A 25,209-nucleotide genomic window follows, 5' to 3' on the forward strand; every position below is an offset into this window, starting at 1 on the left:
GTTGGCGCTTAAGCGCGTGAATGGTCGGATCAGCCTTGTTGCGGAGCCTGTGCGGTGCTGCCCGGCATCGGCACGAAGCCGGTGACTTCCAGGCCGTACCCCGACATGCTGCCGAGCTTGCGCGGGTTCGACAGCACCTGCATCTTGCCGACACCCAGCTCACGCAGGATCTGCGCGCCGATGCCGTACGTCTTGAAGTCGACCGGCCGGCGTTTGAGCGCCTCGGCTTTTTCCTTCGAATCGAACGCCTTGAACACGTCGACCAGATGCTCCTTCGAATCGCCGCAGTTCAGCAGCACGATCACACCGAGATCGCGCTCGGCGATCTCTTTCATCGCCGCATCCAGCGTCCACGAGTGAGTCGATTTGCCGACTTCGAGCAGGTCCAGCATGGACAGCGGCTCGTGCACGCGCACCAGCGTTTCCTGCTCCGGGTTCGGCGTGCCGCGCACCAGCGCGATGTGCGGCTGGCCGCTCGGCTGGTCGAGATACATCACCGCGCGAAACGCGCCGTGCGCGGTTTGCATGGTGCGTTCGCAAATGCGCTCGACGATCGATTCGGTGCGGCTGCGGTAATGAATCAGATCCGCGATCGTGCCGATCTTCAGATCGTGCTCTTTGGCGAATTCCATCAGGTCCGGCAGGCGCGCCATCGTGCCGTCGTCTTTAATGACTTCGCAGATCACCGCGGCCGGCGTGAGGCCTGCCAGCGCGGTGAAGTCGCAGCCGGCTTCGGTATGGCCGGCGCGCACCAGCACGCCGCCGGGCTGCGCCATGATCGGGAACACGTGTCCCGGCTGCACGATGTGCTCGGCCTTGGTGTCCGGTGCGACCGCCACGGCGATCGTGCGGGCACGGTCGGCCGCCGAGATGCCCGTGGTCACGCCTTCGGCTGCTTCGATACTGACGGTGAACGCCGTGCCGTACTGCGTGCCGTTGCGATAGGTCATGAGCGGCAGGTTCAGCAGCTTGCAGCGTTCCTGCGTGAGCGTCAGACAAATCAGGCCGCGGCCGTAGCGGGCCATGAAGTTGATCGCTTCCGGTGTGACGAATTCGGCGGCGATCACGAGGTCGCCCTCGTTTTCGCGGTCTTCTTCGTCGACGAGGATCACCATCCGGCCTGCTTTCAGTTCGGCAATGATCTCTTGAGTGGAGGCGAGCGTCATGTTGGCGGAGTTTTTCGAAGAAAGCGCGTATTTTACGCCACGCGCGCCCTCAAGTCGCCTGGGCCGGATGGCATAGGCCGTTTGGCGAGGCACTTACGGCTGTCCGGCGGCGGTTTGACAGGGCGGCGTTGCTATAATTCGCCGCGCCCGCGAAGGCCGCCTCCAGAAAACAACTTGCCCGCTAAACCCGTTCGAGAAAGATCATGCCGCACTATCGCTCACGCACATCGACTCATGGCCGCAACATGGCCGGCGCCCGCGCCCTGTGGCGCGCTACCGGAATGAAAGACGACGATTTCGGCAAGCCGATCATCGCGGTGGTGAACTCGTTCACCCAGTTCGTGCCGGGCCATGTACATCTGCGTGACCTGGGCGCACTGGTCGCGAAGGAAATTGAAGCAGCCGGCGGTGTGGCCAAGGAATTCAACACCATCGCGGTGGACGACGGCATTGCCATGGGCCACGGCGGCATGCTGTATTCGCTGCCCTCGCGCGAGCTGATCGCCGACTCGGTGGAATACATGGTCAACGCGCACTGCGCCGACGCCATGGTCTGCATTTCCAATTGCGACAAGATCACCCCGGGCATGCTGATGGCCGCCATGCGCCTGAACATTCCAGTTGTGTTCGTGTCCGGCGGTCCGATGGAAGCGGGCAAGGTCAAATCGCCCACCGATGGCCAGGTGATCGCCAAGATCGACCTGATCGACGCGATGATCAAGGCCGCGGACCCCAAGATCAGCGATGCTGAAGTGGCCGAAGTCGAGCGCAGTGCCTGCCCGACGTGCGGTTCCTGCTCGGGCATGTTCACCGCGAACTCGATGAATTGCCTGACCGAGGCGATTGGTCTCGCGTTGCCGGGCAACGGCACGATCGTCGCCACGCATGCATGGCGTAAGGGCCTGTTCGAACAGGCCGGGCGCCTCGTGGTGGACCTGTGCCGCCGTTACTATCAGGAAGAAGACGCGTCGGTCCTGCCGCGCAGCATCGCCACCAAGCAGGCATTCGAGAACGCCATGGCGCTCGACGTGGCCATGGGCGGTTCGACCAATACCGTGCTGCACCTGCTGGCTGCCGCGCAGGAAGCCGGCGTCGATTTCACGATGTCCGACATCGACCGCATCTCGCGCAAAGTGCCGTGCCTGTGCAAAGCGGCGCCCGCCACCGACAAATACCATATCGAAGACGTGCACCGTGCCGGCGGCATCCTCGGCATTCTCGGCGAGCTGGCCCGCGCGGATCTGCTGGACCTGTCGTGCGGCAACGTGCATAGCGGCACGCTGGGCAATGCCATCGCCAAATGGGACGTCGCCGGTGGTGCGGGTGAAGAAGCGCAGAAGTTCTTCCGTGCGGCTCCGGGCGGCATTCCGACTACCGTCGCGTTCAGCCAGGAAGCCACGTTCGCGTCGCTGGATACCGACCGCAAGACCGGCTGTATCCGCAGCAAGCAGGACGCGTATTCGAAAGACGGCGGCCTCGCCGTGCTCTACGGCAACCTCGCGGAGAAGGGCTGCATCGTCAAGACCGCGGGTGTCGACGAATCGCAATGGATCTTCTCCGGGCGCGCGCGCGTCTTCGAGAGCCAGGACGACGCTGTCGACGCCATTCTGGGCGACAAGGTCGTAGCGGGTGACGTGGTCGTGATCCGTTACGAAGGTCCCAAGGGCGGTCCGGGCATGCAGGAAATGCTGTACCCCACGTCGTATCTGAAGTCCAAGGGCCTGGGCAAGACCTGTGCGCTGTTCACTGATGGCCGTTTCTCCGGCGGTTCGTCAGGGCTCGTGATCGGGCATGCGTCGCCGGAAGCGGCCGAAGGCGGCACGATCGGTCTGGTGGAAGATGGCGATGTGATCGAGATCGACATTCCCAAGCGCAAGATGCATCTGGTGGTGTCAGACGACGAATTGGCGCGCCGTCGCGAGGCCATGGAGGCTCGTGGTGATAAGGCGTGGATGCCGGTGGATCGTGAACGCGTGGTGTCGCAGGCGTTGCAGGCCTATGCGGCACTGGCGACTTCAGCGGATCGTGGCGCCGTGCGGGACCTCTCGCAATTGAAGCGCAAGTAAGGTGTAGTTGAAGCTTGGCTGACCGGCTCGCTGAGATAGGAGCCGTGAGGCTGGGCGGCGTCCGCAACGGACGCCGCCCGTCAATCCGATTACTTCAAAGGCTGTTGTCCGTCCTGCGATGCCGAGAGCATCCGCTCTACATACCGCGCGATCAGATCGATCTCCAGATTCACCTGCGAACCCTCGCGTAGATTCTTCAGCGACGTCACCTGTACCGTGTGTGGAATCAGGTTGATCGAGAATTCGCAGCCGTCGTCGCGATCGTTAACCGAGTTGACAGTCAAGCTCACGCCGTTGACCGTGATCGAGCCTTTGAAAGCCAAATAGCGGCCGATTTCACGCGGCGCCAGCACGCGCAGTTCGTGCGACTCGCCTACCGGCGCGAAACGTGTGACCGTGCCGAGACCATCGACGTGACCGGAGACGATATGGCCGCCGAGCCGGTCGTGCGCGCGCAGTGCTTTCTCCAGATTCACTTCACCCTGCTCGCCGAGACCGACTGTGCAGTTCAGGCTTTCGCGCGACACGTCCACTTCGAACGAATGCGCGGTCTTTTCCACCACCGTCATGCAGGCGCCCTGGATCGTGATGCTGTCGCCGAGCTGCACGTCTTCGAGATCGAGGCCGCCGGCTTCGACGTTCAGGCGCACACCCGCGTCGCCATCCGTGCCGAGGGGTTTGACTGATTCGATGCGGCCCACCGCCGCGACGATTCCTGTAAACATCGTGCTAATCCTTGATCAATTCGAAGTTGGTTGGGGTGCGGGCTCGGTGCCGGTTTCGGGTGCCGGATCCGGCACGGCGCGGGGCACGAAGCGAGCAAGAATCCGCAGATCGTCGCCGATCCGGTCGACTGCGTGGAAGTTCAGTTGCGTGCGGCCGTCGAGCGTTTCGGGCGCGTTCAGATTGAACATGCTCATCGAGTCTACGCCAAGCAGGCTGGGCGCGAGATAGACCAGCAGTTCGTCGACGCAGCCTTCGCGCAGCAGTGAACCGTTGAGCTTGTAGCCCGCCTCGACGTGCAGTTCGTTGACGTTACGCTCGCCGAGTATTTTCAGCATGGCGGGCAAATCGACCTTGCCGGATGCGTTCGCCAGTTGCACGATCTCCGCACCGCGATCGCGCAGTGCGGCGGCTCGCTCGGTGTGACGCTCGTCGAGATTGCCGCAGAAAATCAGCGTGGGTGCGCCGGCCAGAATCTGCGCGTCAGGCGGCACGTCGAGCTGGCTGTCGATCAGCACGCGTTGCGGCTGGCGCGGCGTGTCGACGGCACGCACGGTCATGCGCGGATCGTCTTCCCTGACGGTGCCGATGCCCGTCAGAATCGCCGACGCACGGGCGCGCCACGCATGACCGTCGGCGCGTGCCGCTTCGCCGGTAATCCATTGACTGACGCCCGACGGCAAGCCGGTGCGGCCATCCAGCGAGGCGGCCACTTTCATGCGCACCCATGGGCGGCCGCGCGTCATGCGCGACACGAAGCCGATGTTCAGTTCGTGCGCTTCGTTGGCGAGCAGTCCGCACCGTACTTCAATGCCGGCGTCGCGCAGCATTTTGAGGCCACGCCCGGAGACTTGCGGATTCGGGTCTTCCATCGCCGCGACCACGCGCTCGACCTGCGCCTCGATCAGCGCGTTGGCGCACGGCGGTGTGCGGCCGAAATGGCTGCATGGTTCGAGCGTCACGTAGGCCGTGGCGCCGCGCAGATCATGGCCGCGCGAGCGCGCGTCCTTCAACGCGCGAACCTCGGCATGATCCTGACCGGCCGGTTGCGTGAAGCCTTCGCCGATCACCTCGCCGTTCTTGACGAGCACGCAACCGACGCGCGGATTCGGGTCGGTCGTGTACATGCCGCGCTTGGCTAGCGCGAGCGCGCGTTCCATATGGACGAAGTCGGTTTGCGAAAACATCGGTGTCCGGTCGGGTACGGTGGCTAGGCAGTATTGAACCTGGGGTCAGGGGTTGCGTGTCTTACCGGCTTCAGGCCGCGAGCGAGGCGAACGCGCCGCGCGCCGCGTCGATTGTCGCGTCGATAATCGCGTCGTCGTGCATGATCGACACGAAGCCCGCTTCATAGGCCGACGGCGCGAAGTACACGCCCGCGTCGAGCATTTTGTGGAAGAACGCATTGAAGCGCGGCACGTCGCTCTTCGTGACTTCTGCAAAGCTGGTCGGGACCGACTCGGTGAAGTACAGGCCGAACATGCCGCCGAGCGAATCGGCCGCGAACGGCACCTTCGCTTCACGCGCGACATTGGCGAGACCTTGCGCAAGACGCGTGGTGCGGGCGGCGAGCGTGTCGTAGAAGCCCGGCGCCTGGATCAGTTGCAGCGTCTTCAGACCCGCGGCGACCGCGATCGGATTGCCCGACAACGTGCCCGCCTGGTAGACGCCGCCGAGCGGCGCGAGGTGAGCCATGATGTCGCGCCGGCCGCCGAAGGCCGCCGCCGGCATGCCGCCGCCGATCACCTTGCCCAGACACGTCAGGTCCGGCGTGATGCCGTAGACCTCTTGCGCGCCGCCCAGGGCGACGCGGAAACCGCACATCACTTCGTCGAAAATCAGCACTGAGCCGTACTCGGTGCACAGGCGCCGCAAGGCTTGCAGGAATTCAGGCGTGGCGCGCACGAGGTTCATGTTGCCTGCCACCGGCTCGACGATCACCGAGGCGATCTCATTGCCGAACGCCTTGAACGCTTCTTCGAGTTCCGCGACGTTGTTGTACTCGAGCACCGTGGTGTGCTTGGCGATATCGGCCGGCACGCCCGCCGAAGTCGGATTGCCGAACGTGAGCAGGCCCGAGCCGGCTTTGACCAGCAGGCTATCCGCGTGACCGTGATAGCAGCCTTCGAACTTGACGATGCGGCTGCGGTTCGTGAAGCCGCGTGCGAGACGCAGCGCGCTCATGGTCGCTTCGGTGCCGCTCGAGACCATGCGAACCTGTTCGATCGACGGGACCAGTTTGCAGATTTCTTCGGCGATTTCGATTTCGGATTCTGTCGGCGCGCCGAACGAGAAGCCGTTAGCCAGCACGCGCTGAACGGCTTCCAGCACTTCGGGATGGACGTGGCCGAGGATCATCGGGCCCCATGAGCCGATGTAATCGATATAGCGTTGGCCGTCCGCGTCCCAGAAGTACGCTCCTTCGGCGCGTTCGATGAAGCGTGGCGTGCCGCCTACCGAACGGAAGGCGCGGACCGGCGAGTTCACGCCGCCGGGGATGGTGCGCTGCGCGCGTTCGAAGAGGGTCTGATTATTGGACATGATGATGGCTGGAATTTGGGTTGCGCAGCGGCGCGGATAGCCCGGAAGCGGCTGGCGCAGCGCTGGGATGAGTACAGAAATTGTACCGGAGTCAGCGTGAAGAGGTTTTGGGTTCGCCCATGCCTGCGGATGTGTCGAGCTTTGGCGGCTTGCGCTTGCCCGTGAGCTCGGCCCAGCGCTTCTCCAGCGCGCCTTCCGCCATTGGCTTGATCACGGTGCCTGAACTCTGCGCGTCCCATGTCTGCACCGAAAACGGATGCGTACGCAACATCTCGCGTGGAATCACGACACTCTCGTGTGCGTCGACCAGCCAGTCGTAGACGAAGTCGATGCACAACCGGTAGCCGCGCTTCGTCGCCGGGTCGGGGACCTCGTACGGCGCGCGCGTTACGTAGCCCGAGCCGAAAATGCCCTTGGGTTCCTGCGCGACACGGTGCAGGAACACGCGGTCGCCCGGCAGGATGCTGCGGGCAAATCCGCAACCCCACACATCAGCCACCGCTACGCCTGCGGCGACACGTTTCGCCACGTCGGGTAACTCGGGCCACGGCCATTTCTTGGGGCTCCAGATCAACAGGAAGGCAGTCATGACAAGGTCGGAACAGGGCAGTGTGGAAGGCGTAGCGGACAGGTTTGTGTCACGCCCCGAAGCGTTCTGGCGGCAGCTTAACCGATCGACGGCGCGCTTGTCGCGGAGCATGAACGGCCCGTGATCATTCGAACCTGGACGCCTCGGACGGTTTAGCTGTCGCGTACAATCGAGGTCGTCAAGCTGCTGCTTTCCCTGTTTCACCGTGTGTCGCTGCCGATAAAGGCGCGGCGCTTCATCTGGATTCCCATGTCTCACGTCACCCGAAGCCGGCCCGATGGCCGGCTGATTCTGTTGCTCGGTGCGCTTGCCGCATGCGGGCCGATTTCGATCGATATGTATTTGCCGAGCCTGCCGACTATTTCGCAGGCATTCGCCATCAGCAACGGCGCCGCGCAAACCACGCTTACCAGCTTCATGTTCGGCTTTTCGATCGGCATGCTGCTCTATGGTCCGTTGTCGGATACCTATGGCCGCCGGCCCGTGCTGCTCGGCGGCATCATCATGTATGCGCTGGCAAGCGTGGCCTGTGCGCTGTCGTTTTCGATCGGATCGCTGGTGATATTCCGCTTCGTGCAGGCGCTCGGCGCGGGCGCGGCCTCGGTGCTGGCGCGCGCGATTGCCCGCGACGCGCACGGGCCGACCGATGCCGCGCGTGTGCTGTCGATGCTCGCCATCGTCACGTCGATCGGGCCGTTGCTCGCGCCGCTGATCGGCGGGCAGTTGCTGTTGCTCGGCGGCTGGCGTGTTGTCTTTGTCGTGCTGACGCTGTTCGGTACGGTGTGCGCGGTGACTGCATTTCTCAAGGTGCCGGAAACGTGGCCGCCCGAAAAGCGTGCGCATTCAGCGCTGCTGAAATCGTTCGGCGCCTATGGCAAATTGCTGCGCGATCCGGTCGCGTGGGGGCACATGCTGTGCGGGGGCATGGCGTTCGCGTCGATGTTCGCGTACATCACGGCGACGCCGTTCGTGTACATCGAATATTTCCATGTATCGGCGCAGCACTATGGCTTTCTGTTCGCGTTGAATATCGTCGGCATCATGTTCGGCAACTTGATGAATACGCGTCTCGTCGGCCGGCTCGGTTCGCTGCCGATCATTTCGTTCGCCGCGACCGTGAGTTGCATTGCGTCGCTGTTCGTCTGTCTCGTCTCGCTGACGGGGTGGGGCGGTTTGTGGTCGATCGTTTTCGGATTGTTCTTCGTGGTTGGCGTGGTGGGCTTGTTGTCCGCTAACTGCACGACCGATCTTATGCATCGGTATCCGTTGAATGCCGGCGCCGCCGCCGCTGTGTTCGGCGCGGTGCAGTTGGCGCTCGGCGCGTTGGCGAGCCTCGCCGTTGGACTCTGGCAGGATGGCTCGCCCAAGGGTATGGGCATCGTCGTGGGCGTCGCGGGCGTGCTGTGTTACGTCGGGCGGATTCTGGTAGTCAAATGGCACGGGATGAAGGTACCTGTCGCTGCTGTTTGACGGCATCGCGAGCAGGCATTCTTCGCTGAACGCGGATCATTGTTCCTTTGCCGAAACGCGCGGCATGCCTGCTTCTTCATCCTGCGCGAACAACGTGTCTACGGAAAACACCAGGTGTTGCGTGCGCGCGACCGTGCGTTTTGATTTGCGTTGCTATGATGGAGTCACTGTTCCTCGGAGCGGCAATCATGGCGATCAGAGATTTGATGAATGGCGAACGGCAACATGCTGCCTTCGCTGAAGCGCAGAAGCTGGCAGACAGCGGCGCCTATCACGATTACACAGACATCGAATACGTCTTGCGCTTTGATTACGGTTTGTCTGATGTATCGGCGCTGCTCGACAGTCAGCTGATGCATCGCGACCTGAATCGCCGTTGCGCCGATGCGCGTGAGAAGCTGAATGCGCTTAGCGTGTGACGCGTCTGACGTGGGCGGTGAGCGGCATGCAGCGTCCCGTGCATAGTCACGCGCCACCAAGGCGCCATCCACTTTGGAGTTGCATTCATGGCTGTTAGCCAGCACGCCCCGCATCTGCCGCACATGGACAATCCCGCTGGTTTGGCAAAGCCGGGTGGCCATTACAGTCACGTCACGATTGCGAATGGTTTTGTATTCGTCTCCGGACAGTTGCCGATCAACGCACAGGGTGAGAAGCTTGCTGACGCCCCGTTCGAGGTCCAGGCCGAGCAGGTGTTGGCGAATGTTCAGGCTGCGCTCGAAGGTGCCGGTAGCAGCATTGCGCAACTGGTGCAGGTGCGCGTCTATATCGCCGATGTCGAACACTGGGCGAGCTTCAATCAGATCTACGCGCGTTGGGCAGGTGAGGCACGGCCGGCGCGGGCCGTCGTGCCGGTTCCACACCTGCATTACGGATTGAAGGTCGAGGTCGAGGCGACCGCGCTGGTTTAAGTCGTTGCCTGATTCGTTGCGATGCGAGGCGTTGCGACTCAGTGAATGATGAGCCCGTTGAACTGGGCGTTGCCCACACCGGACGCGATATTCACGCCGACATTGCCGCTTACCGCCGCTAGTGAGCCGGCACCGAGTTTGGCGGAGGTGCTGCCCGTCACTTGCGCGACGGCATGCACATTCTGTTGCGAGGTGACCGAGGCTTGCGGTGTCGTGATGAGGATGATCTGGTTGGATTGAGCATTCAGCGCACCGGCTGAGACGTTCACGCCGATGTTGCCGCTCGCGCCTTTCAGCGTATTGGCGCCCAGGGTAGCGGCGGATGAGCCGACGTTCGCGCTGCCGCCGACGTCCTGCAGATTCGACAGCCTGGCCGAGCCGAATACCGCTGCGCTATCGTCGTCGGACAGCGCCGTTGGCGTGCCGGCGAGCGCGGACGATGCGCCCGCGCTCGCGGCAACCCAAATTAGTGCACAGGCTAAAGTACTGACTTTCATGAGCGACTCCCTGGCGTGCTGAGGCACAGATAGTCTTGATATCGACCATGGGAGCGAGATGTTGAGGGAGGGGTTCCCCTTAATGCGGGTGGTGCCGAGAGATTGACCGATACGAACTTGGCCGGGAATCAGCTCAGTCAGAAATTACCACCGCCCGCGGCCACCGTAATAACCGCCGACTCCAACACCCACGCTGACGCTCGGGGCGGCGTAGTAGCCGGGCGCATATCCGTATGCCGGGTAGCCGCCATAGGGCGGTGCAACGACACACCCGGTAAGGCCCACTGCGAAACCCATCGTTAACAGTAATTTGAGCATGGTTCCTCCCTTGTCATGAGTTGGAGGAGCCGGGCGCCGCGTTCGTTCGGGCTAGCTTGTGACGGCAAATTACGCAGCCTCGGTGCTAGCGGGTTTTATTTACAGTTGCTTACCCGTTCGACACATTGGACATTTGCCGATCGGCGGGTGCTTTGATGTGCAGAAGTGAAAAACGGGCCGATCGGCCCGTATTCATTGATTGTCTGGCGGAGGCGGTGAGATTCGAACTCACGGAAGGATCACTCCTTCGCCGGTTTTCAAGACCGGTGCCTTAAACCGCTCGGCCACACCTCCAAGCCCTAAATTGTAACCTGAAAAATCCTCGTTGCGGCGCTTGGCGGGGCTGCAATCACTGCGGATCTTTCAGAAACAGCGCCTGCAGATCGTTCAGGAAGGCCTGGCCAAGCGGCGTCGGCGCGATCTTTTCGTGGTCGCGCGTAATCAGCTTGCGCCGTTCCGCCTCCTGCAAAGCCGGTTCGATGGAGGTCATCGAGAGCCCTGTGCGCTCAATAAAGCGATGCACCGGAAATCCTTCCACCAGCCGCAGCGCGTTCAGCATGAACTCGAACGGCAGATCGCGCGGCCCGACCTCGTTCTCTTCCTGCACTGCCGTGTCGGCCAACGCTCGCTCGATGAAGGTAGTGGGGTGCTTATAGCGCACCTGACGCAGCACGCGGTTCGGAAACGACAGTTTGGTATGCGCACCCGCGCCGATGCCGAGATAGTCGCCGAAGCGCCAGTAATTCAGATTGTGCTTGCTCTGCCGATGCGGCTGCGCATACGCGGACACTTCGTAGCGTTCGTAGCCGGCGGCCGTCGTGCGTTCGTGAATCCAGTCTTGCATGTCGGCGGACGCATCGTCGTCGGGGAGCGCAGGCGGGAATTTCGCAAACAGCGTGTTCGGTTCCAGCGTCAGGTGATACAGCGACAAATGCGGCGGCGCGAACGACAAGGCCGTCTCCACATCGGCCTGACACTCTGCAAGCGTCTGCTGCGGCAGCGCGAACATCAGATCGAGGTTGAAATTGTCGAAGGTGTTTGCGGCCACTTCCACCGCGTGGCGCGCCTGCGTCGCGTCGTGAATCCGGCCGAGCGCCTTCAGATGCGCTTCATTGAAACTCTGGATACCCACCGACAGACGATTCACGCCGCTCGCCCGAAACTGCGCGAACTTGGCGGCTTCGAAAGTGCCAGGGTTGGCTTCGAGCGTGATTTCCGCGTCGGCGTCGAGCGGCAGCAATGCGCGGATGTCGGACAGCATGCGGTCGAGCCCCGCCGCCGACAGCAAGCTGGGCGTGCCGCCGCCGATGAACACGGTATGCACCTGGCGCCCCCACACGAGCGGCAACGCCATCTCGAGATCGGCGCGCAGCGCGTCGAGATACTCGGTCTCCGGAAACGTGTCGCCTTTCCATTCGTGCGAGTTGAAATCGCAGTACGGGCATTTGCGCACGCACCAGGGGAAGTGCACATACAACGCCAAGGGCGGCAACGACGTCAGGCGAATGGCGCCCGGCGACGTGAAGGCCTTGATGACGCCGTTGCCGATATCGGCAGGCGCCGGTTTGATCGGAATCACGCTTCCTCCGTCAAACGCGCGAGCAGATGGCGCAAGGCAATCGCGCGATGGCTGCTGGCGTTCTTTACCGCCGGTTCAAGTTCCGCGGCGCTCGCATTCAGCGACGGCAGGAAGAAGTACGGGTCATAGCCGAAGCCATGCGCGCCGCGCGGCGCATCCAGCATTTCGCCATGCCAGCGGCCTTCGGCGATCAGCGGTTCGGGATCGTCCGCATGACGCACGAGCGCCAGCACGCAGTAGTAATACGCGCGACGATCGGTTTCACCTTGCAAGGCTGAAACGAGCTGCGCGTTGTTTGCCGCATCGCTCTTTTCACCGCCGGCGAGTTGAGCGTAGCGCGCCGAATAAACGCCAGGCGCGCCGCGCAGCGCGCGTACGCACAAACCGGAATCGTCGGCGAGGGCGGGCAGGCCGGTGAGCTTTGCCGCGTGACGCGCCTTGGTCAGCGCGTTTTCGACGAACGTCGGATACGGTTCTTCCGCTTCCGGCACGTTCAACTCGCCTTGCGGAATCAGGTCAATGCCGGCCGCGCCGAGCAGCGCCGCGAACTCGCGCAGCTTGCCCGCGTTGTTCGACGCCAGCACGACTTTCTTCAACGGCGAGTCAGACGCAACTGCGCCGTTGCCTTGACGAACTTCACTCACTCTTTTGCTCCAGCGCTGCTTTCTGCTTCGCGATCAGCGTGTTGATGCCGTCGCTCGCCAGATCGAGCAGCGAATTCATTTCATCGCGCGAGAAAGGCACGCCTTCGGCCGTGCCCTGAATCTCGACGAAGCCGCCCGCGCCCGTCATCACCACATTCATGTCGGTGTCGCATTGCGAATCTTCGTCGTAGTCGAGATCCAGCACCGGCAGACCGTCGTACACGCCGACCGAAATCGCCGCGACGTAATCGGTAATCGGCGAGCTTTCGATGCGGCCCGTAGCCAGCAATTTGGCCACGGCATCATGCGCCGCCACGAATGCGCCCGTGATGCTGGCCGTGCGCGTGCCGCCGTCGGCCTGGATCACGTCGCAATCGATATGCAGCGTGCGCGCGCCGAGCTTCTCGAGATCGAACACCGAGCGCAGCGCGCGGCCGATCAGGCGCTGGATTTCCTGGGTGCGGCCGGTTTGCTTGCCGCGCGCGGCTTCGCGGTCGCTGCGGGTATGCGTGGCGCGCGGCAGCATGCCGTATTCGGCGGTCAGCCAGCCCTGGCCGCGGTCGCGCAGGAACGACGGCACGCTCTCGGCAATGCTCGCCGTGCAGATCACCTTGGTGTCGCCGAACTCGACCAGCACCGAGCCCTCCGCATGCTTCGTGTAGTGGCGCGTGATGCGCACGTCGCGCAGCTGATTGGCCTGGCGGCCGCTGGGGCGTTGGGTGTTGTCGGTCATGTTGGGATTGGTCTGGAAGAAGAGCAGGGGGAAACCGCGATTTTACCGCCGATCGCGTCGGGCGCGGCGCGGCCTGTCGATCGGACGGCCGCCCGCATGTGCCGGGGCTTTGCGCGGGGTAGTACTTCGCGCGTATGAAGCGGCCTTGTCGGTAAAAATGGGATAATGCGGATTCTCCGCCCCGCGTCTCGTACACGCCGGGCGATTCGACTCTCCGGCCATCGTCGAACGCATGGCCACAATCGCGAGAAATACGATGATCTACAGCATGACTGGCTATGCGAGCGCCACGCGCGAACTCGTCCCGGCCTCAGGCACAGGCGGCGTGAGCGTATCGGTCGAATTGCGCACGGTGAACTCGCGCTTTCTCGATCTGAACTTCCGAATGCCGGAAGACGTGCGCGTCTGCGAACCGACGTTGCGCGAAATGCTGATGAACAAGCTTTCGCGCGGCAAGGTCGACATCCGTATCAACCTGCAACGCAGCGAACAATCGGCTAACGCGGGCTCGGTGAATCGCGAGGCGCTGACGCAACTCGCGCTGCTCGAGCGCACGGTGTTGTCGACGTTCCCGGAAGCAGGGCGCCTGCGCACCGGAGAGATTCTGCGCTGGCCGGGCGTGCTGGCCGAAACCGGCGTAGCGCCGGACGTGCTGCGCGATGCGGTGCTCGCATGCGGCAAGCAGGCGATTACCGATCTGATCGACGTGCGTGCCCGCGAAGGCGCGCAACTGGCGACGGTGCTGCTCGCCAACGTCACCGAGATGGAAACGATCGTCACGAAGATCACGCCGCTCGTGCCGGAACTGATCGCCAAGCATCAGCAGAAGATCGTCGAACGTCTGCAGGAAGCGCTGGGTATCGCCGCGCCGGACACGACGGCAACGAGCGTCTCGCGCGAAGAAATCAACGAACGGATTCGCCAGGAAGTCACGATGTACGGCATTCGCATCGACATCGCCGAAGAACTGTCGCGCCTCACGGCTCACCTGAACGAAACGCGTCACGTGATCGAGAAGGGCGGCAAGGTCGGCAAGCGGCTCGACTTCATGATGCAGGAACTGAATCGCGAAGCGAACACGCTCGGCTCGAAGGCGGCGGCGAAGGAACTGGCCGATTCGTCGATGACCCTGAAGCTGCTCATCGAACAGATGCGCGAGCAAGTACAGAATCTGGAGTAAGGCAGGAGCCCCGAGAACATGACCGACCACACACGCGAAACCAGCGCACCGCGCAACCCTTACGCCGGTGCTTATCCCGGCAACCTGTTCATGGTGGTCGCGCCTTCGGGCGCGGGCAAGTCGACGCTCGTGAACGCGCTGCTCGCCGGCGACGACGCGATCCGTCTGTCGATTTCGTACACGACGCGCCCGCCGCGCCCGAAGGAGCAGGACGGCGAGCACTATCACTTCACGACGGTCGACGATTTCCTGACCCGTCACGCTGCTGGCGAGTTTCTGGAAAGCGCGGAAGTGCACGGCAACTACTACGCCACTTCGCGCGTGTGGATCGAAGAACAGATGAAAAGCGGCCATGACGTGCTGCTCGAAATCGACTGGCAAGGCGCGCAGCAGGTGAAGAAACAGTTTCACAACGCTGTTGAAATCTTCATCTTGCCGCCGTCCCTGGACGCACTCGAAGAGCGTTTGAAAAAGCGCGGCCAGGACGAACCGAACGTGATCACGCGCCGTCTGCTCGCAGCCGGCAGCGAGATGGCGCACGCGGCCGAAGCGGAGTACGTCGTGATCAACGACAACTTCGAACGCGCGCTCGGCGAACTGCGCTGCCTCGTGGCGGCGACGCGTTCGCGCTTCGCCTCGCAATACGCCCGTCACACGCAGCTTTTCGTGCAGCTTGGCATTCACCTGCCACACGCGTGAACGCGGCGGCATGTCGAGCACATAAGGTAGAATAAGCAACATACTGAGAAGGAACCCAACATGGCCCGCATTACCGTCGAAGACTGCCTCAAACAGATTCCGAACCGTTTCGAACTCGCGCTTGCCGCGACCTATCGCGCGCGTCAGCTCGCACAAGGTCACACGCCGAAGATCGAAAGCCGCGACAAGCCCACGGTCGTCGCATTGCGCGAAATCGCAGCTGGCCAGGTTGGCGTCGAAATGTTGAAGAAGGTGCCTGTTTAAGGCGCACCCTTCCGTTTTCGATTGCCCCATTGCCATGTAATTGCATCAACGTACAGACCGGCGTCCAACCCTAACCGCTACGGAGGCGAAATTGAGTGCTACCCCGCCCACCGCCACGGAAGTGGAACACGACGCCGATTCGCCCTCGTCTGCACGGAAGTACATCGACGCGGTCCTCGAACAGTCGTTTCGCCATCTGTTCGGGCCGACCGCCACGCCGGAGCAACCGCGCCGGCATGACGTCGTTTCGATCGCCAAGCTGACAGGTGTTCTGTCCGGTTACCTGCAGCCGGAAGAAATCAAGGACATCAAGGCGGCGTTCCATTTCAGCGACGAAGCCCACCTTGGCCAGTATCGCCAGAGCGGCGAGCCCTACATCACGCATCCTGTCGCCGTCGCGGAAATCTGCGCCGGCTGGAATCTCGACGCCCAGTCGATCATGGCGGCGCTGCTGCATGACGTGATGGAAGACCAGGGCGTGACCAAGGCCGAACTCGCCGAGCGATTCGGCGCGAAGGTCGCGGAACTGGTGGACGGGTTGTCGAAGCTGGACAAGATGGAGTTTCGCAATCGCGAAGAGGCGCAAGCGGAAAACTTCCGCAAGATGCTGCTCGCGATGGCGCGCGACGTCCGCGTGATTCTCGTCAAGCTCGCTGACCGGCTGCATAACATGCGCACGCTGGGTGCGGTGCCGCACGAAAAGCGCCGCCGCGTGGCGCGCGAAACGCTGGACATCTACGCACCGATCGCCCACCGGCTTGGCCTGAACAATACCTATCGCGAGCTGCAGGACCTGAGCTTCGCGAACTTCAACCCGCATCGCTACGCCACGCTCGAAAAAGCCGTCAAGGCCGCGCGCGGCAACCGGCGTGAAGTGGTCGGCAAGATTCTGGAGTCGGTGCAGCGCGCGATTGCCGACGCGAAGCTCGACGCCGAAGTCACTGGCCGCGAGAAAACCATCTTCAGTATCTATAAGAAGATGCGCGACAAGCAGTTGTCGTTCTCGCAGGTGCTCGACGTGTACGGCTTCCGCGTGGTGGTCGAAAGCGCGCTCGAGTGCTACACCTGCATCGGCGCGCTGCATGCGCTCTACAAGCCGGTGCCGGGCAAGTTCAAGGATTACATCGCGATCCCGAAGGTGAACGGCTATCAGTCGCTGCACACCACACTGGTTGGCCCGTTCGGCGCGCCGATCGAGTTCCAGGTGCGCACGCGCAAGATGCACGAGATCGCCGAAGCGGGCGTCGCCGCGCACTGGCTGTACAAGAATGGCGGCGCGGATCTGAACGATGTGCAAAAGCGCGCGCACCAGTGGCTGAAGTCGTTGCTGGACATTCAGAGCGAAGCGGGCGATTCGAGTGAATTCCTCGAGCACGTCAAGATCGATCTGTTCCCGGATGCGGTCTACGTGTTCACGCCGAAGTCGAAGATCATGGCGCTGCCGCGCGGGGCCACTGCACTCGACTTCGCGTATTCGATCCACAGCGATCTGGGCAACCAGTGCGTCGCAGTGAAGATCAACAATGAACTCCTGCCGCTGCGTACCGAGCTGAAGAGCGGCGATATCGTCGAAGTCATTACGGCGCCGTATTCGAAGCCGAATCCGGCCTGGCTTGGATTCGTGCGTACCGGCAAGGCGCGTTCGGCGATCCGCCACTACCTGAAGACCATGCGTCTGAACGAGTCCGTGCAGCTCGGCGAGCGTCTCGTCGACCAGGCGCTGAAGGGCTACGGGCTGGCGCTGTCGGACGTCACGCCGGAAGCGTGGGAAAAGCTGGTGCAGTGGACGGGCAACAAGAACCGTCAGGAAATCTTCGCGGATATCGGCCTCGGCCGCCGTGTCGCCGCAGTCATGGCCAAGCGCATCGAAGTGCTGATGAGCGGCCGCGATGCCGACGACGACGGTTCGCGCGACGGCACAGCATCGCATGCGCCGCCGGTCGTTATCACTGGTACAGAAGGCATGTCGGTGCAACTGTCCGCGTGCTGCCGTCCGATTCCGGGCGACGACATCATGGGCTACATCGGCATCGGCCTCGGCATGGCGATCCACACCACGGACTGCCGCGTTGCGCAGCGTATCCACCGCCGCGATCCGGGCCGCTGGATCGACGTGGCATGGGCGCCGCAGCCGGGGCGTCTGTTCGACGTCGCGGTGAAGGTGCTGGTCAAGAACACCAAGGGCGTATTCGCCCGCGTGGCGGCCGACATCACATCGGCGGATGCGAACATCGTCCACATCGCGATGGACGAGGACCTGTCGCAGGAATCCACGGTGCTGCGCTTTGTGATCCAGGTCAGCGATCGCGTCCATCTCGCCAACGTCATGCGCCGCGTGCGTACGAATCCGGACGTGATGCGTATTGCGCGCGAACGGCCGAGCGAGGAAGGGCATCACCGCCACGACGGCGGGATGCGGATTGACCGCGAGCGCGCGGACTACTGATCTGACGGCTGGGCTGGGTCTGCTCGACTACACATTGACGTCTGCTTGCCTCGGGCGGCTTCAGGCGGCCTTTGTTCGAATCTGAACGCACCTGCCAGCCAGCGAGTCTCACCGGAACTTCAGGGAGAACGCTTATGAACGTAGCTGACCTCACCGGCGTGGCGCTCGATTATTGGGTGGCCCGCAGCCTGCATGACTTCGTGCGCGAAATCTACTTTACCGATAGCGGCGAAACCGTCTCGATCCGCGGCAATGACCGCGGCCGCCCGTGGGATGGCCGTTTTACGCCTTCCGCGTCGTGGGAAGCGGCCGCGGCGGTATTGGAGCGCGCGCAGCGGCTGGAGGTGCGTGAGCGGACCGATCATGGCGCGGCACATTGCATCGCGGAGTTCGAAGGCGGCCATCGAACCGTGGAAGGGCGGGGAGACTCGTTGCGGATCGCGCTGCTGCGGGCGTTTGTTGAAAGCCGTTTCGGCGCAAGTGTGGGCGAGGTGTTGTGGCAGGCGCAGGCTGTGGCTGGCGAGCGCGCGGCGCTGATCGGCGAGGAATCGGCGGAAAGGCCGTTCGCGGATGTGCCGAGTCCCGATGGGCAGATCGGTGATATTCAGTCGATACCGCGGTAGCTGCGGTGACGCCGCCAAGGCTTGAGGGGCTGGCCGGGTGGACCGGTTAAAGCAGAACCGGTCACGCAAAAACAAAGGGCCTTCCGATCGGAAGGCCCTTCATAGGTGGTGCGGCTGGCAGGATTCGAACCCACGACCCCTTGGTTCGTAGCCAAGTACTCTATCCAACTGAGCTACAGCCGCACGCGAAACGGGTGACGCTAAATATGATGATACTGCAATGAGGCTCGGTAAAACGTAAGGGCCTCCCCGGAGGGAGGCCCTCGAATAAGTGGTGCGGCTGGCAGGATTCGAACCCACGACCCCTTGGTTCGTAGCCAAGTACTCTATCCAACTGAGCTACAGCCGCACGCAGAAACGAGATTATAGCAAAGGTTTTCAAAAAAGGAAGCATGTAACTGCGATTTGTCTCATTGCCCTGATCGTGTACCCTTGATAGGCAGTCGCTTGCTGCAGTTAACGGACCATCATGAATAAGGCCTTTGTCAAAGAGTCGAGTGAAGAGAATGACGACGATCTCGACGTCGCCCAGCCCGAAATCCCCCCGGGTACAAAAAACTACATCACGCCCGCCGGCTACCGGCGGATGCGCGATGAATTGCTGCATCTGATCGATGTCGAGCGGCCGGAGGTGGTCAGACTGGTGTCGTGGGCGGCCTCGAACGGTGACCGCTCGGAAAACGGCGACTACATCTATGGCAAACGCCGTTTGCGAGAAATCGATCGGCGGATTCGCTTTCTGACCAAGCGCCTCGACATCGCTGAAATAGTCGACAGCAGCAAACAGGAAAACGTCGATCAGGTTTTCTTCGGCGCGACCGTGGAATACGCGACGGAAGATGGCGAGGTGCATACGCTGACGATTGTCGGCGTCGATGAAGTCGACCTGGATGTCGGCCACGTCAGCTGGATCTCGCCGATCGCGCGGGCACTGCTCAAGGCCAAAATCGGCGATACGGTGACGTTATACACGCCGGCCGGCCCGCAGCCGATCGACATCCTGGACGTCAAATATCCCCCGCCCGATACCGGCGGCGGTGCAGCATAAAAAAAGGCGCCGCGAACGGCGCCTTCGATACTGCAGGTGTTGCCAACTGCTTTAGAAGCGGTGACGCAGACCTGCGGTTACAGCGACTTGCTTGTTGTTGCCCGAAGCGCCCAGACCGTTGATGTCTGCATCGACGACGGCGTTTTCGTTGACTTGCTGGTATTCGCCTTGCAGGTACACGTCCGTACGCTTGGACAGCGCGTACGCGGTTTGCAGGTTGAACTGGTTCCAGTGCGGACGCGTGCCGGCCAGGCTTGCACGCGTGTACGTGTACGAACCGGCGATGCTTACTGCCGGCGTCAGCGCGTAGCGAGCGTTAGCTTCGAAGTTCTGGAAGTGAGCGCTGCTGCCGCCGAAGCCGCCGATACCGGCCGATTGACCCGATGCGCCTGCACCGATGCCAGCCAGACCCGACAGATTCGTTTGCGAGTACACGAGGCCGACGGTAGCCGGGCCGAATGCATAGTTAGCACCTGCGCCCCACGTTTGCTGGCGAGCAGCAAAGAACGTGTTGTCGCTCGACACTGCGCCGCCCGAATTGAACGCTGCAGCTGCGCCAGTTGCGCCGTTGCTGTTCAGTTGCAGGTAAGCAGCAGCGAGGTTCAGGCCGCCCCAGTTATACGATGCGCCCGCGCTGTAAGCACGGTTGTTGGCGAAGCCGTCAGCCTGGTTCGAGAAACCGTACATGCCGCCGAACTTGAAGCCGCCGTAGTTCACGCTCTGGTACTTGACCGAGTTGTTGACGCGGAACGAGTTGTTCAGGTTGTCGTTATCGAACGGATGCGCGAACTGCGTGCCGCCGTATTGCGTGCCGGTCAGTGCCAGCGGGCCCACGTAGTCGACCATGCTGTCGTATTGACGGCCGAGGGTCACGGCGCCGAACTGGTCGCTCGTCAGACCGACGAACGCTTGACGACCAAATTCGCGGCCACCTTGTTTCAGCGTGCCGTCATTGATGCCGAAGCCGTTTTCCAACGTGAAGATGGCCTTGAGACCGCCACCGAGGTCTTCAGAACCACGCAGGCCCCAACGGCTGCCGTTCACCGAGCCGCTCGTTTCTTGCCAGTTGCTGTGGCCGTGCTGGTTATTGGTATAGGTGATGCCGGCGTCGATCAAGCCATACAGCGTGACGCTGCTCTGGGCATGCGCTGCCGTTGCAAAAACGCCCGTGAGGGCCGCGACCATGAGAGTCTTTTTCATCTTGTAACTCCGAGAGCTAGAGTGGGCGTTGAACCCAGGCTTAAGGAGACCATCACGCGGGCGCTGCGAGAGGCGAAATCCGCATGAGAAGCGCGCTGTACAGCACGCGCGCCGGTTTCCGGTTACGCAGAGTGTAGAGAGACGCTTGCAAAGCGGATGTTCCGATTTTCGCAATAAAGTATTACTGGATATGAAACGATATGCGAATACCGTTTAAGCCTTGCTGATAAAGGCTTGCAGCGTTATTGAGTGGGGGGTGAGAGGGGAGTCAACTGAATCGCGTTGCGCATTTGCTACAGCAATCGATGCAAAAAAACAACGCAATAAATCGTAAAAAAGGATTGTTGTCGCTATAGCAATAGATGGTTGTCGATTATGCGAATAATCGATTTCGACTAAGCCGTTATACTGAAATCTCTGCTTTCCGAAGCAGACTTTTTCGTTGACGAAAAAGATCTCCAAACCTTTGTCGGCGCGACTTCCCAGTCGCGCTTTTTTTTGCCTACCGATTGTGGGTTCGACGGCGTTAGTCAGTGCGCCGGCGCGGCACCGTCCACATCACTCCAGTCGGTTGCCACCGAGACACTCCAGTCTTCCATCACGTAGCGACGCGCATCCATGGGGGACGAGAGCAGGTTTTGCCAGTGGTCCCCATGCCACATGGGATCGACTTCGAAGGCCGAGGGTGACGGGGCGGCCGGCTCGGATTGCGCGGGAACTGTCCTTCTGTGCGATTGGGTGAACCAGGCGATGAGGCGACGGAATTCATTGAACAGCATGGCAATCTCCTGACGCGCATTACTTCTCGGTACTGATTTCCATCATGCTGGCATGAGTGCGGCGCAACAACTCGGACAAACACTTACTGAAAACATCCTTTGTTACATATTCGCGTGGGCATGCCGAAATTTTTTCCGATATCGCTGATGGGTGATATCGAGCGAGTAATATTGACGTGAAAAGTTATCCGGTTTTTGCTGAATATGCTGTTGGAATTCCTCTGATTCATTTGGCATTGACTTATCGCGCGGCGTGCTAAGTGAATATGCAAAATTCGCTTGACGTTGATTCTTCGTTCCTCGTATAACAGCAAAGCTGAATTTCAATTGCCAGATATGGAAGTGCTGAGGGCTTCACAAATGCCCGATCGCGGATGAAATGGCCAGGAAATGCAGTTTGAGGGCAATGCCCCGATTTTGATAAATCCTCGAGGGAAGCTGGAATATGGAAACTGGTATTGTTAAATGGTTCAACGATGCTAAGGGCTTTGGCTTCATTACATCGGATTCGGGTGGCGAAGACCTGTTCGCGCACTTTTCGGAGATCCGCACTGAAGGCTTCAAGTCGTTGAAGGAAAGCCAGCGCGTCTCCTTTGAGGTCAAGGCAGGCCCGAAGGGCAAGCAAGCGGCGAACATTCAACCGCTGTAAGTCGCACCGCGCTGCTCCGAGTATGTCGCCGGGCAGCCTGATCGCCGGAAAGCCTTCGCAAGACGCGGAGGCTTTTTTTTATGGGCATTGGTTATTATCATCGCGGCATACGCGATTAACTACCTGGTTCGAATTAATCTGGGGAAGATTAGGGGCGTAAAATTTCGCCCTGGAATCTAAAATCGCCAGCATAAAAATATAATAATTAACGGCTTTATGAGGGAGTCGCAGGTCGTGCAGGAATGCAGTCTTTGCGCCGCACGACGACAAGGGCAAAGCAATACTGGCTGGGTGCGCAGCGGCTAACTGGTGCATACTTGCCGCAAAGCCACGCGTCCAAAGTATCCTTTTCCATGTCTGAACAGTTTCTGCCGCAACCGGCCCTAGATGTGCCGATCGTCTTCGTCGACCTTGAAACCACCGGCGGCTCGACCAGTGAGCATCGCATCACCGAAGTCGGCGTGGTTGAAATAGGACCGGCCGGTGTGTCGCGTTGGAGCAGCCTGGTCGACCCGCAGCAACCGATTCCTTCCTTCATTCAGCAGCTCACCGGCATCACGAATGCGATGGTGCGAGGCGCGCCTACTTTCGACGTTATCGCGCCGGCATTGTTCGAGCGCCTGAACGGCAAACTGTTCGTCGCGCACAACGCCAGTTTCGATCGTGGTTTTCTGCGTGGGGAGTTTCGCCGGGCCGGACTCGCGTTTGATCCGGATGTGTTGTGCACCGTGCGGCTGTCGCGCGCGTTGTTTCCGGCGGAAAAGCGCCATGGGCTCGATGCGTTGGTGGAGCGTCATGGTCTCGTCCCGTCCGATCGTCACCGTGCACTCGCCGACGCCGATCTGATCTGGCAGTTCTGGCAACGTCTGCATGGCGGTCTTGTACCTCCGGACATCTTGCAGGCGCAGATCGAGCGCACTACGCGGCGCTACCGGCTTGCCGGCGATATCACCGAAGATCTGTTCGACACGGCGCCGGCCGGATGCGGTGTCTATGCGTTCTATGGAGAAGACGATCTGCCGCTCTATGTCGGGCGAAGCGTGCGTGTGCGTCAGCGGCTGCGCTCGCACTTAACGGGTGAGCGGCGTTCGTCGAAGGATGTGAGGCTTGCGCAACAGGTGCGGCGTGTCGAGTGGCGCGCGACCGGTGGCGAACTGGGTGCCATGCTTGCGGAGGCGCAATGGATCGCAACGCTGCGTCCGGGCCATAACCGGGTGCCACGTGTCTTGAAGAGCGATCCGGTGGATGCACCCTGGCCGTTCGAAGGTCCGATCGTATTTGAGGAGCGTGAAGACGTGTCGCACGCGCGCGCTTTTCATGTTGTCGACCGGTGGCGTTACCTTGGGCATGCGCCCTCGCTCGCCCAAGCGGCGGAACTGTATGCGTCGAGCGCGGGCGGAGCGTTCGAACTGTCGACCTATCGTCTTCTGCAAAGCCATCTGGCGCGCGGCTTGCGCGTGATGCCCTTGAGCGTTTCCAGCGGCACGCCTGTGCCGAGTCTGGCTTAACTCGGGTTTGAGCAATAACCCGCTCCACAGGGCGGGTTCAATCCACACCTGAGAGCGGCTGACCGATCGGTGTTTCAGACACCGTTCGACCGCCCCAAGCGATCAGCCCGTCGCACCGACTCCACCGGCTTCGCACACGTGACCGAGAGCACGCGTCAACGCGCTCGAATGGGCCGAGTCGTAGCGCGTCAGCGATTTCCAGTTAGCGAGTGATTGCGCCACGCGCGACGGACAATCCGACGCCGTGCGCAGCGGTTGCACGCGCGCGAGTCCGGCCACGAGCGACTGCGTCAGCCGGTCTAATTGCGGCCTCGTGCTGCTAGCGAGGTCGGGCGCAGGACCTTCGGGCGGCCGCGTGCTGCGCCAGGTATCAAACAGCGCGTTTTGCACATCCTTGCTGGCGTCGATCTGATCCTGGAAGAAGGCGCGCGCAAACGCTGGATCGACGTTCGCTGCAACGGCGCGCTTTTCGACGTCGGCGAGCAATGCATTCTCGCGCGGCGTGTCCGTAATCGCCTGGTGATTCGCCCACTTCCAGCGCGCAACGGGCTCCGCTAGCGCGAGACGTTGCGAAGCCAGTGCGATCAGATTGGTGAGAGCGGTGTCGTCGCCATCCGCGACGGCTGGGGCGGGCGCGAGCGCAAGCGCGGCGAACAACGCGAGCGCGCATGACGCTCCAAAGCGATACGAGCGATTCATGGAAGGCGGGAGTGGCCAGTGGCCGCGGAAGAAAAACCAGAAGAATAGACGATGCGCGGATCAAGCGGGCGTGCTGAACAACCGAATAGCAAACTGCGGGGATATTTAAAGGCGCCTGGCAGAGACGAGTGAGAGACGAGTGCTATCACTTGCGCCGGGCCAGATCAGCTCGGCGTCACAATCAGGCAGGCGTAACCCGCACCCCGAAAGCGGCAAACGACAATCGTAGGGGCGCGTAGCAACGTTCGCCACGCGCCGGACGCGCGGACGCTGATGCTGCATCGCGCCACTGCACAATTACTTCGAGTCGCACGACTTACGTTGTTCGTCGAAAAATGCGCGAACATGCTCGGGCAGTTCGGCACCCAGAAACTCGACGCCAGCGGGTTCCGGATCCGGACTAAAAACTTTATCCGGGGTCGGAATCTTCGGTGGTTTGGCATCCATGATCTCTCTCCTTTACAAACCGATTATCTGCCTCGGTCCCCGTTTTGCACCAGCGTCTGATGCGGCTCACATGATGTGTGTTGCTTTAACGGTACAGCCTTACATTGGAACGGAATGTTTGAATAGAATTTACCGGTTGACTGCGCAGAACTGAATTTGCCGCGGCCAATCAAAAACAGTCCGATATCTCTTCCGTTCCCCCTCTCAGCCTTGCCCCATGCGCCTTCCGCGCATTATCTCTGTTGCGTCACAGCATCGCATGTTCAAATCCGTTGATATGAACAAATCACGGCGATTTTTGTGCACTGCCGCATCGGAAGGATTTTCTCCGCGTAAGTCCGAACGTTCGTTTATTACCGATTGGTTCAGCGCGTTCATTCAGCCCCCTAATTGTTTGTAAACGAACGATTGCGCGACTTCGTTGACGAAT

The 25,209-nt window shown here is 61.4% G+C and carries 26 protein-coding genes and 3 tRNA genes; 12 read left to right on the top strand and 17 right to left on the bottom strand.

The features are described from left to right. Positions 1-29 precede the first annotated feature (29 nt). Positions 30-1,166, bottom strand: a complete 1,137-nt coding sequence (gene ribBA / locus BM438_RS24230) for a bifunctional 3,4-dihydroxy-2-butanone-4-phosphate synthase/GTP cyclohydrolase II (RefSeq protein ID WP_054037333.1) — start codon at positions 1,164-1,166, stop codon at positions 30-32. Positions 1,167-1,369: 203 nt separating this feature from the next. Between ribBA and ilvD the strand changes: the two genes are divergently transcribed. Then, complete coding sequence (gene ilvD, locus BM438_RS24235; RefSeq protein ID WP_093639014.1) at positions 1,370-3,232, top strand: dihydroxy-acid dehydratase; 1,863 nt, start codon at positions 1,370-1,372, stop codon at positions 3,230-3,232. Between the two features lie 89 nt (positions 3,233-3,321). Here the strand turns inward: ilvD and BM438_RS24240 are convergent, their stop codons facing one another. The 4 genes from BM438_RS24240 to BM438_RS24255 all read right to left on the bottom strand — a co-directional run bounded on the left by BM438_RS24240 (position 3,322) and on the right by BM438_RS24255 (position 7,085). After that, complete coding sequence (locus BM438_RS24240; protein ID WP_093639017.1) at positions 3,322-3,957, bottom strand: riboflavin synthase; 636 nt, start codon at positions 3,955-3,957, stop codon at positions 3,322-3,324. A gap of 15 nt (positions 3,958-3,972) precedes the next feature. Further along, entirely contained in the window at positions 3,973-5,142 is a 1,170-nt protein-coding gene (gene ribD, locus BM438_RS24245) for a bifunctional diaminohydroxyphosphoribosylaminopyrimidine deaminase/5-amino-6-(5-phosphoribosylamino)uracil reductase RibD (RefSeq protein ID WP_093639020.1), read from the bottom strand. Positions 5,143-5,212: 70 nt separating this feature from the next. Continuing rightward, complete coding sequence (gene hemL / locus BM438_RS24250; RefSeq protein WP_093639023.1) at positions 5,213-6,496, bottom strand: glutamate-1-semialdehyde 2,1-aminomutase; 1,284 nt, start codon at positions 6,494-6,496, stop codon at positions 5,213-5,215. 91 nt (positions 6,497-6,587) lie between these two features. Beyond that, entirely contained in the window at positions 6,588-7,085 is a 498-nt protein-coding gene (locus tag BM438_RS24255; RefSeq protein WP_093639026.1) for a hypothetical protein, read from the bottom strand. Positions 7,086-7,334: 249 nt separating this feature from the next. Between BM438_RS24255 and BM438_RS24260 the strand changes: the two genes are divergently transcribed. The 3 genes from BM438_RS24260 (at position 7,335) to BM438_RS24270 (ending at position 9,466) form a co-directional block, all read left to right on the top strand. Further along, complete coding sequence (locus BM438_RS24260; protein ID WP_054037418.1) at positions 7,335-8,555, top strand: Bcr/CflA family multidrug efflux MFS transporter; 1,221 nt, start codon at positions 7,335-7,337, stop codon at positions 8,553-8,555. A gap of 188 nt (positions 8,556-8,743) precedes the next feature. Further along, positions 8,744-8,974 carry a hypothetical protein gene (locus tag BM438_RS24265; protein WP_093639029.1) on the top strand — a complete coding sequence of 77 codons (231 nt, stop codon included), beginning with the start codon at positions 8,744-8,746 and terminating at the stop codon, positions 8,972-8,974. Between the two features lie 87 nt (positions 8,975-9,061). Continuing rightward, positions 9,062-9,466, top strand: a complete 405-nt coding sequence (locus tag BM438_RS24270) for a RidA family protein (protein ID WP_093639032.1) — start codon at positions 9,062-9,064, stop codon at positions 9,464-9,466. A gap of 38 nt (positions 9,467-9,504) precedes the next feature. Here BM438_RS24270 and BM438_RS24275 read toward each other — a convergent pair whose 3' ends face one another. The 6 genes from BM438_RS24275 to rph all read right to left on the bottom strand — a co-directional run bounded on the left by BM438_RS24275 (position 9,505) and on the right by rph (position 13,237). Next, entirely contained in the window at positions 9,505-9,963 is a 459-nt protein-coding gene (locus BM438_RS24275) for a hypothetical protein (RefSeq protein WP_093639035.1), read from the bottom strand. A 144-nt stretch (positions 9,964-10,107) separates the two neighbouring features. Next, complete coding sequence (locus tag BM438_RS45595) at positions 10,108-10,281, bottom strand: hypothetical protein (protein WP_167378452.1); 174 nt, start codon at positions 10,279-10,281, stop codon at positions 10,108-10,110. Positions 10,282-10,485: 204 nt separating this feature from the next. Next, positions 10,486-10,575, bottom strand: a tRNA-Ser gene (locus BM438_RS24280). 55 nt (positions 10,576-10,630) lie between these two features. Beyond that, positions 10,631-11,860, bottom strand: a complete 1,230-nt coding sequence (gene hemW / locus BM438_RS24285) for a radical SAM family heme chaperone HemW (protein WP_093639038.1) — start codon at positions 11,858-11,860, stop codon at positions 10,631-10,633. Next, the gene (gene rdgB, locus BM438_RS24290) at positions 11,857-12,504 is read right to left on the bottom strand and encodes an RdgB/HAM1 family non-canonical purine NTP pyrophosphatase (protein WP_093639041.1); all 648 of its coding nucleotides are present in this window, start codon (positions 12,502-12,504) and stop codon (positions 11,857-11,859) included. Before rdgB ends, hemW begins: the two co-directional genes overlap by 4 nt. Then, positions 12,497-13,237, bottom strand: coding sequence for a ribonuclease PH (gene rph, locus BM438_RS24295; RefSeq protein WP_054037414.1), 741 nt, complete (start codon positions 13,235-13,237; stop codon positions 12,497-12,499). Before rph ends, rdgB begins: the two co-directional genes overlap by 8 nt. 256 nt (positions 13,238-13,493) lie before the next feature. Here rph and BM438_RS24300 point away from each other — a divergent pair, with 256 nt between their 5' ends. From BM438_RS24300 to BM438_RS24320, 5 genes are all read left to right on the top strand, one after another. Next, the gene (locus BM438_RS24300) at positions 13,494-14,417 is read left to right on the top strand and encodes a YicC/YloC family endoribonuclease (protein WP_093639044.1); all 924 of its coding nucleotides are present in this window, start codon (positions 13,494-13,496) and stop codon (positions 14,415-14,417) included. 18 nt (positions 14,418-14,435) lie between these two features. Next, positions 14,436-15,116, top strand: a complete 681-nt coding sequence (gene gmk / locus BM438_RS24305) for a guanylate kinase (protein WP_093639047.1) — start codon at positions 14,436-14,438, stop codon at positions 15,114-15,116. 60 nt (positions 15,117-15,176) lie between these two features. Continuing rightward, entirely contained in the window at positions 15,177-15,380 is a 204-nt protein-coding gene (gene rpoZ, locus BM438_RS24310) for a DNA-directed RNA polymerase subunit omega (RefSeq protein WP_006025620.1), read from the top strand. Positions 15,381-15,471: 91 nt separating this feature from the next. Continuing rightward, positions 15,472-17,826, top strand: a complete 2,355-nt coding sequence (locus BM438_RS24315) for a RelA/SpoT family protein (protein ID WP_054037314.1) — start codon at positions 15,472-15,474, stop codon at positions 17,824-17,826. Between the two features lie 134 nt (positions 17,827-17,960). After that, positions 17,961-18,449: a phage protein NinX family protein gene (locus BM438_RS24320; protein WP_093639050.1), complete on the top strand. Its 489-nt coding sequence runs from the start codon at positions 17,961-17,963 to the stop codon at positions 18,447-18,449. Between the two features lie 106 nt (positions 18,450-18,555). On the opposite strand, the gene BM438_RS24325 is transcribed toward BM438_RS24320, so the two are convergent. Beyond that, positions 18,556-18,632, bottom strand: a tRNA-Arg gene (locus BM438_RS24325). 89 nt (positions 18,633-18,721) lie between these two features. Next, positions 18,722-18,798: transfer RNA gene (locus tag BM438_RS24330), tRNA-Arg, on the bottom strand. 120 nt (positions 18,799-18,918) lie between these two features. Between BM438_RS24330 and greB the strand changes: the two genes are divergently transcribed. After that, entirely contained in the window at positions 18,919-19,497 is a 579-nt protein-coding gene (greB, locus tag BM438_RS24335; RefSeq protein WP_093639053.1) for a transcription elongation factor GreB, read from the top strand. A gap of 51 nt (positions 19,498-19,548) precedes the next feature. Here the strand turns inward: greB and BM438_RS24340 are convergent, their stop codons facing one another. Together BM438_RS24340 and BM438_RS24345 are read right to left on the bottom strand one after the other, a co-directional pair. Beyond that, entirely contained in the window at positions 19,549-20,697 is a 1,149-nt protein-coding gene (locus BM438_RS24340; RefSeq protein ID WP_093639056.1) for a porin, read from the bottom strand. A gap of 530 nt (positions 20,698-21,227) precedes the next feature. After that, on the bottom strand, positions 21,228-21,476 hold the full coding sequence (locus BM438_RS24345; protein WP_093639059.1) for a hypothetical protein: 249 nt from the start codon (positions 21,474-21,476) through the stop codon (positions 21,228-21,230). 445 nt (positions 21,477-21,921) lie between these two features. Here BM438_RS24345 and BM438_RS24350 point away from each other — a divergent pair, with 445 nt between their 5' ends. Both BM438_RS24350 and BM438_RS24355 read left to right on the top strand, forming a co-directional pair. After that, the gene (locus tag BM438_RS24350; protein ID WP_054037310.1) at positions 21,922-22,125 is read left to right on the top strand and encodes a cold-shock protein; all 204 of its coding nucleotides are present in this window, start codon (positions 21,922-21,924) and stop codon (positions 22,123-22,125) included. 353 nt (positions 22,126-22,478) lie between these two features. Continuing rightward, positions 22,479-23,633, top strand: a complete 1,155-nt coding sequence (locus BM438_RS24355; RefSeq protein ID WP_093639063.1) for an exonuclease domain-containing protein — start codon at positions 22,479-22,481, stop codon at positions 23,631-23,633. A gap of 102 nt (positions 23,634-23,735) precedes the next feature. On the opposite strand, the gene BM438_RS24360 is transcribed toward BM438_RS24355, so the two are convergent. Together BM438_RS24360 and BM438_RS45600 are read right to left on the bottom strand one after the other, a co-directional pair. Beyond that, positions 23,736-24,332: a chorismate mutase gene (locus tag BM438_RS24360; RefSeq protein ID WP_093639066.1), complete on the bottom strand. Its 597-nt coding sequence runs from the start codon at positions 24,330-24,332 to the stop codon at positions 23,736-23,738. A 297-nt stretch (positions 24,333-24,629) separates the two neighbouring features. After that, positions 24,630-24,779 (bottom strand): hypothetical protein, encoded by a 150-nt coding sequence (locus tag BM438_RS45600; protein ID WP_028200145.1) that lies wholly within the window; start codon positions 24,777-24,779, stop codon positions 24,630-24,632. Between the last annotated feature and the right edge of the window lie 430 nt (positions 24,780-25,209).

The organism is Paraburkholderia aspalathi, from assembly GCF_900116445.1.
GTDB lineage: Bacteria > Pseudomonadota > Gammaproteobacteria > Burkholderiales > Burkholderiaceae > Paraburkholderia > Paraburkholderia aspalathi.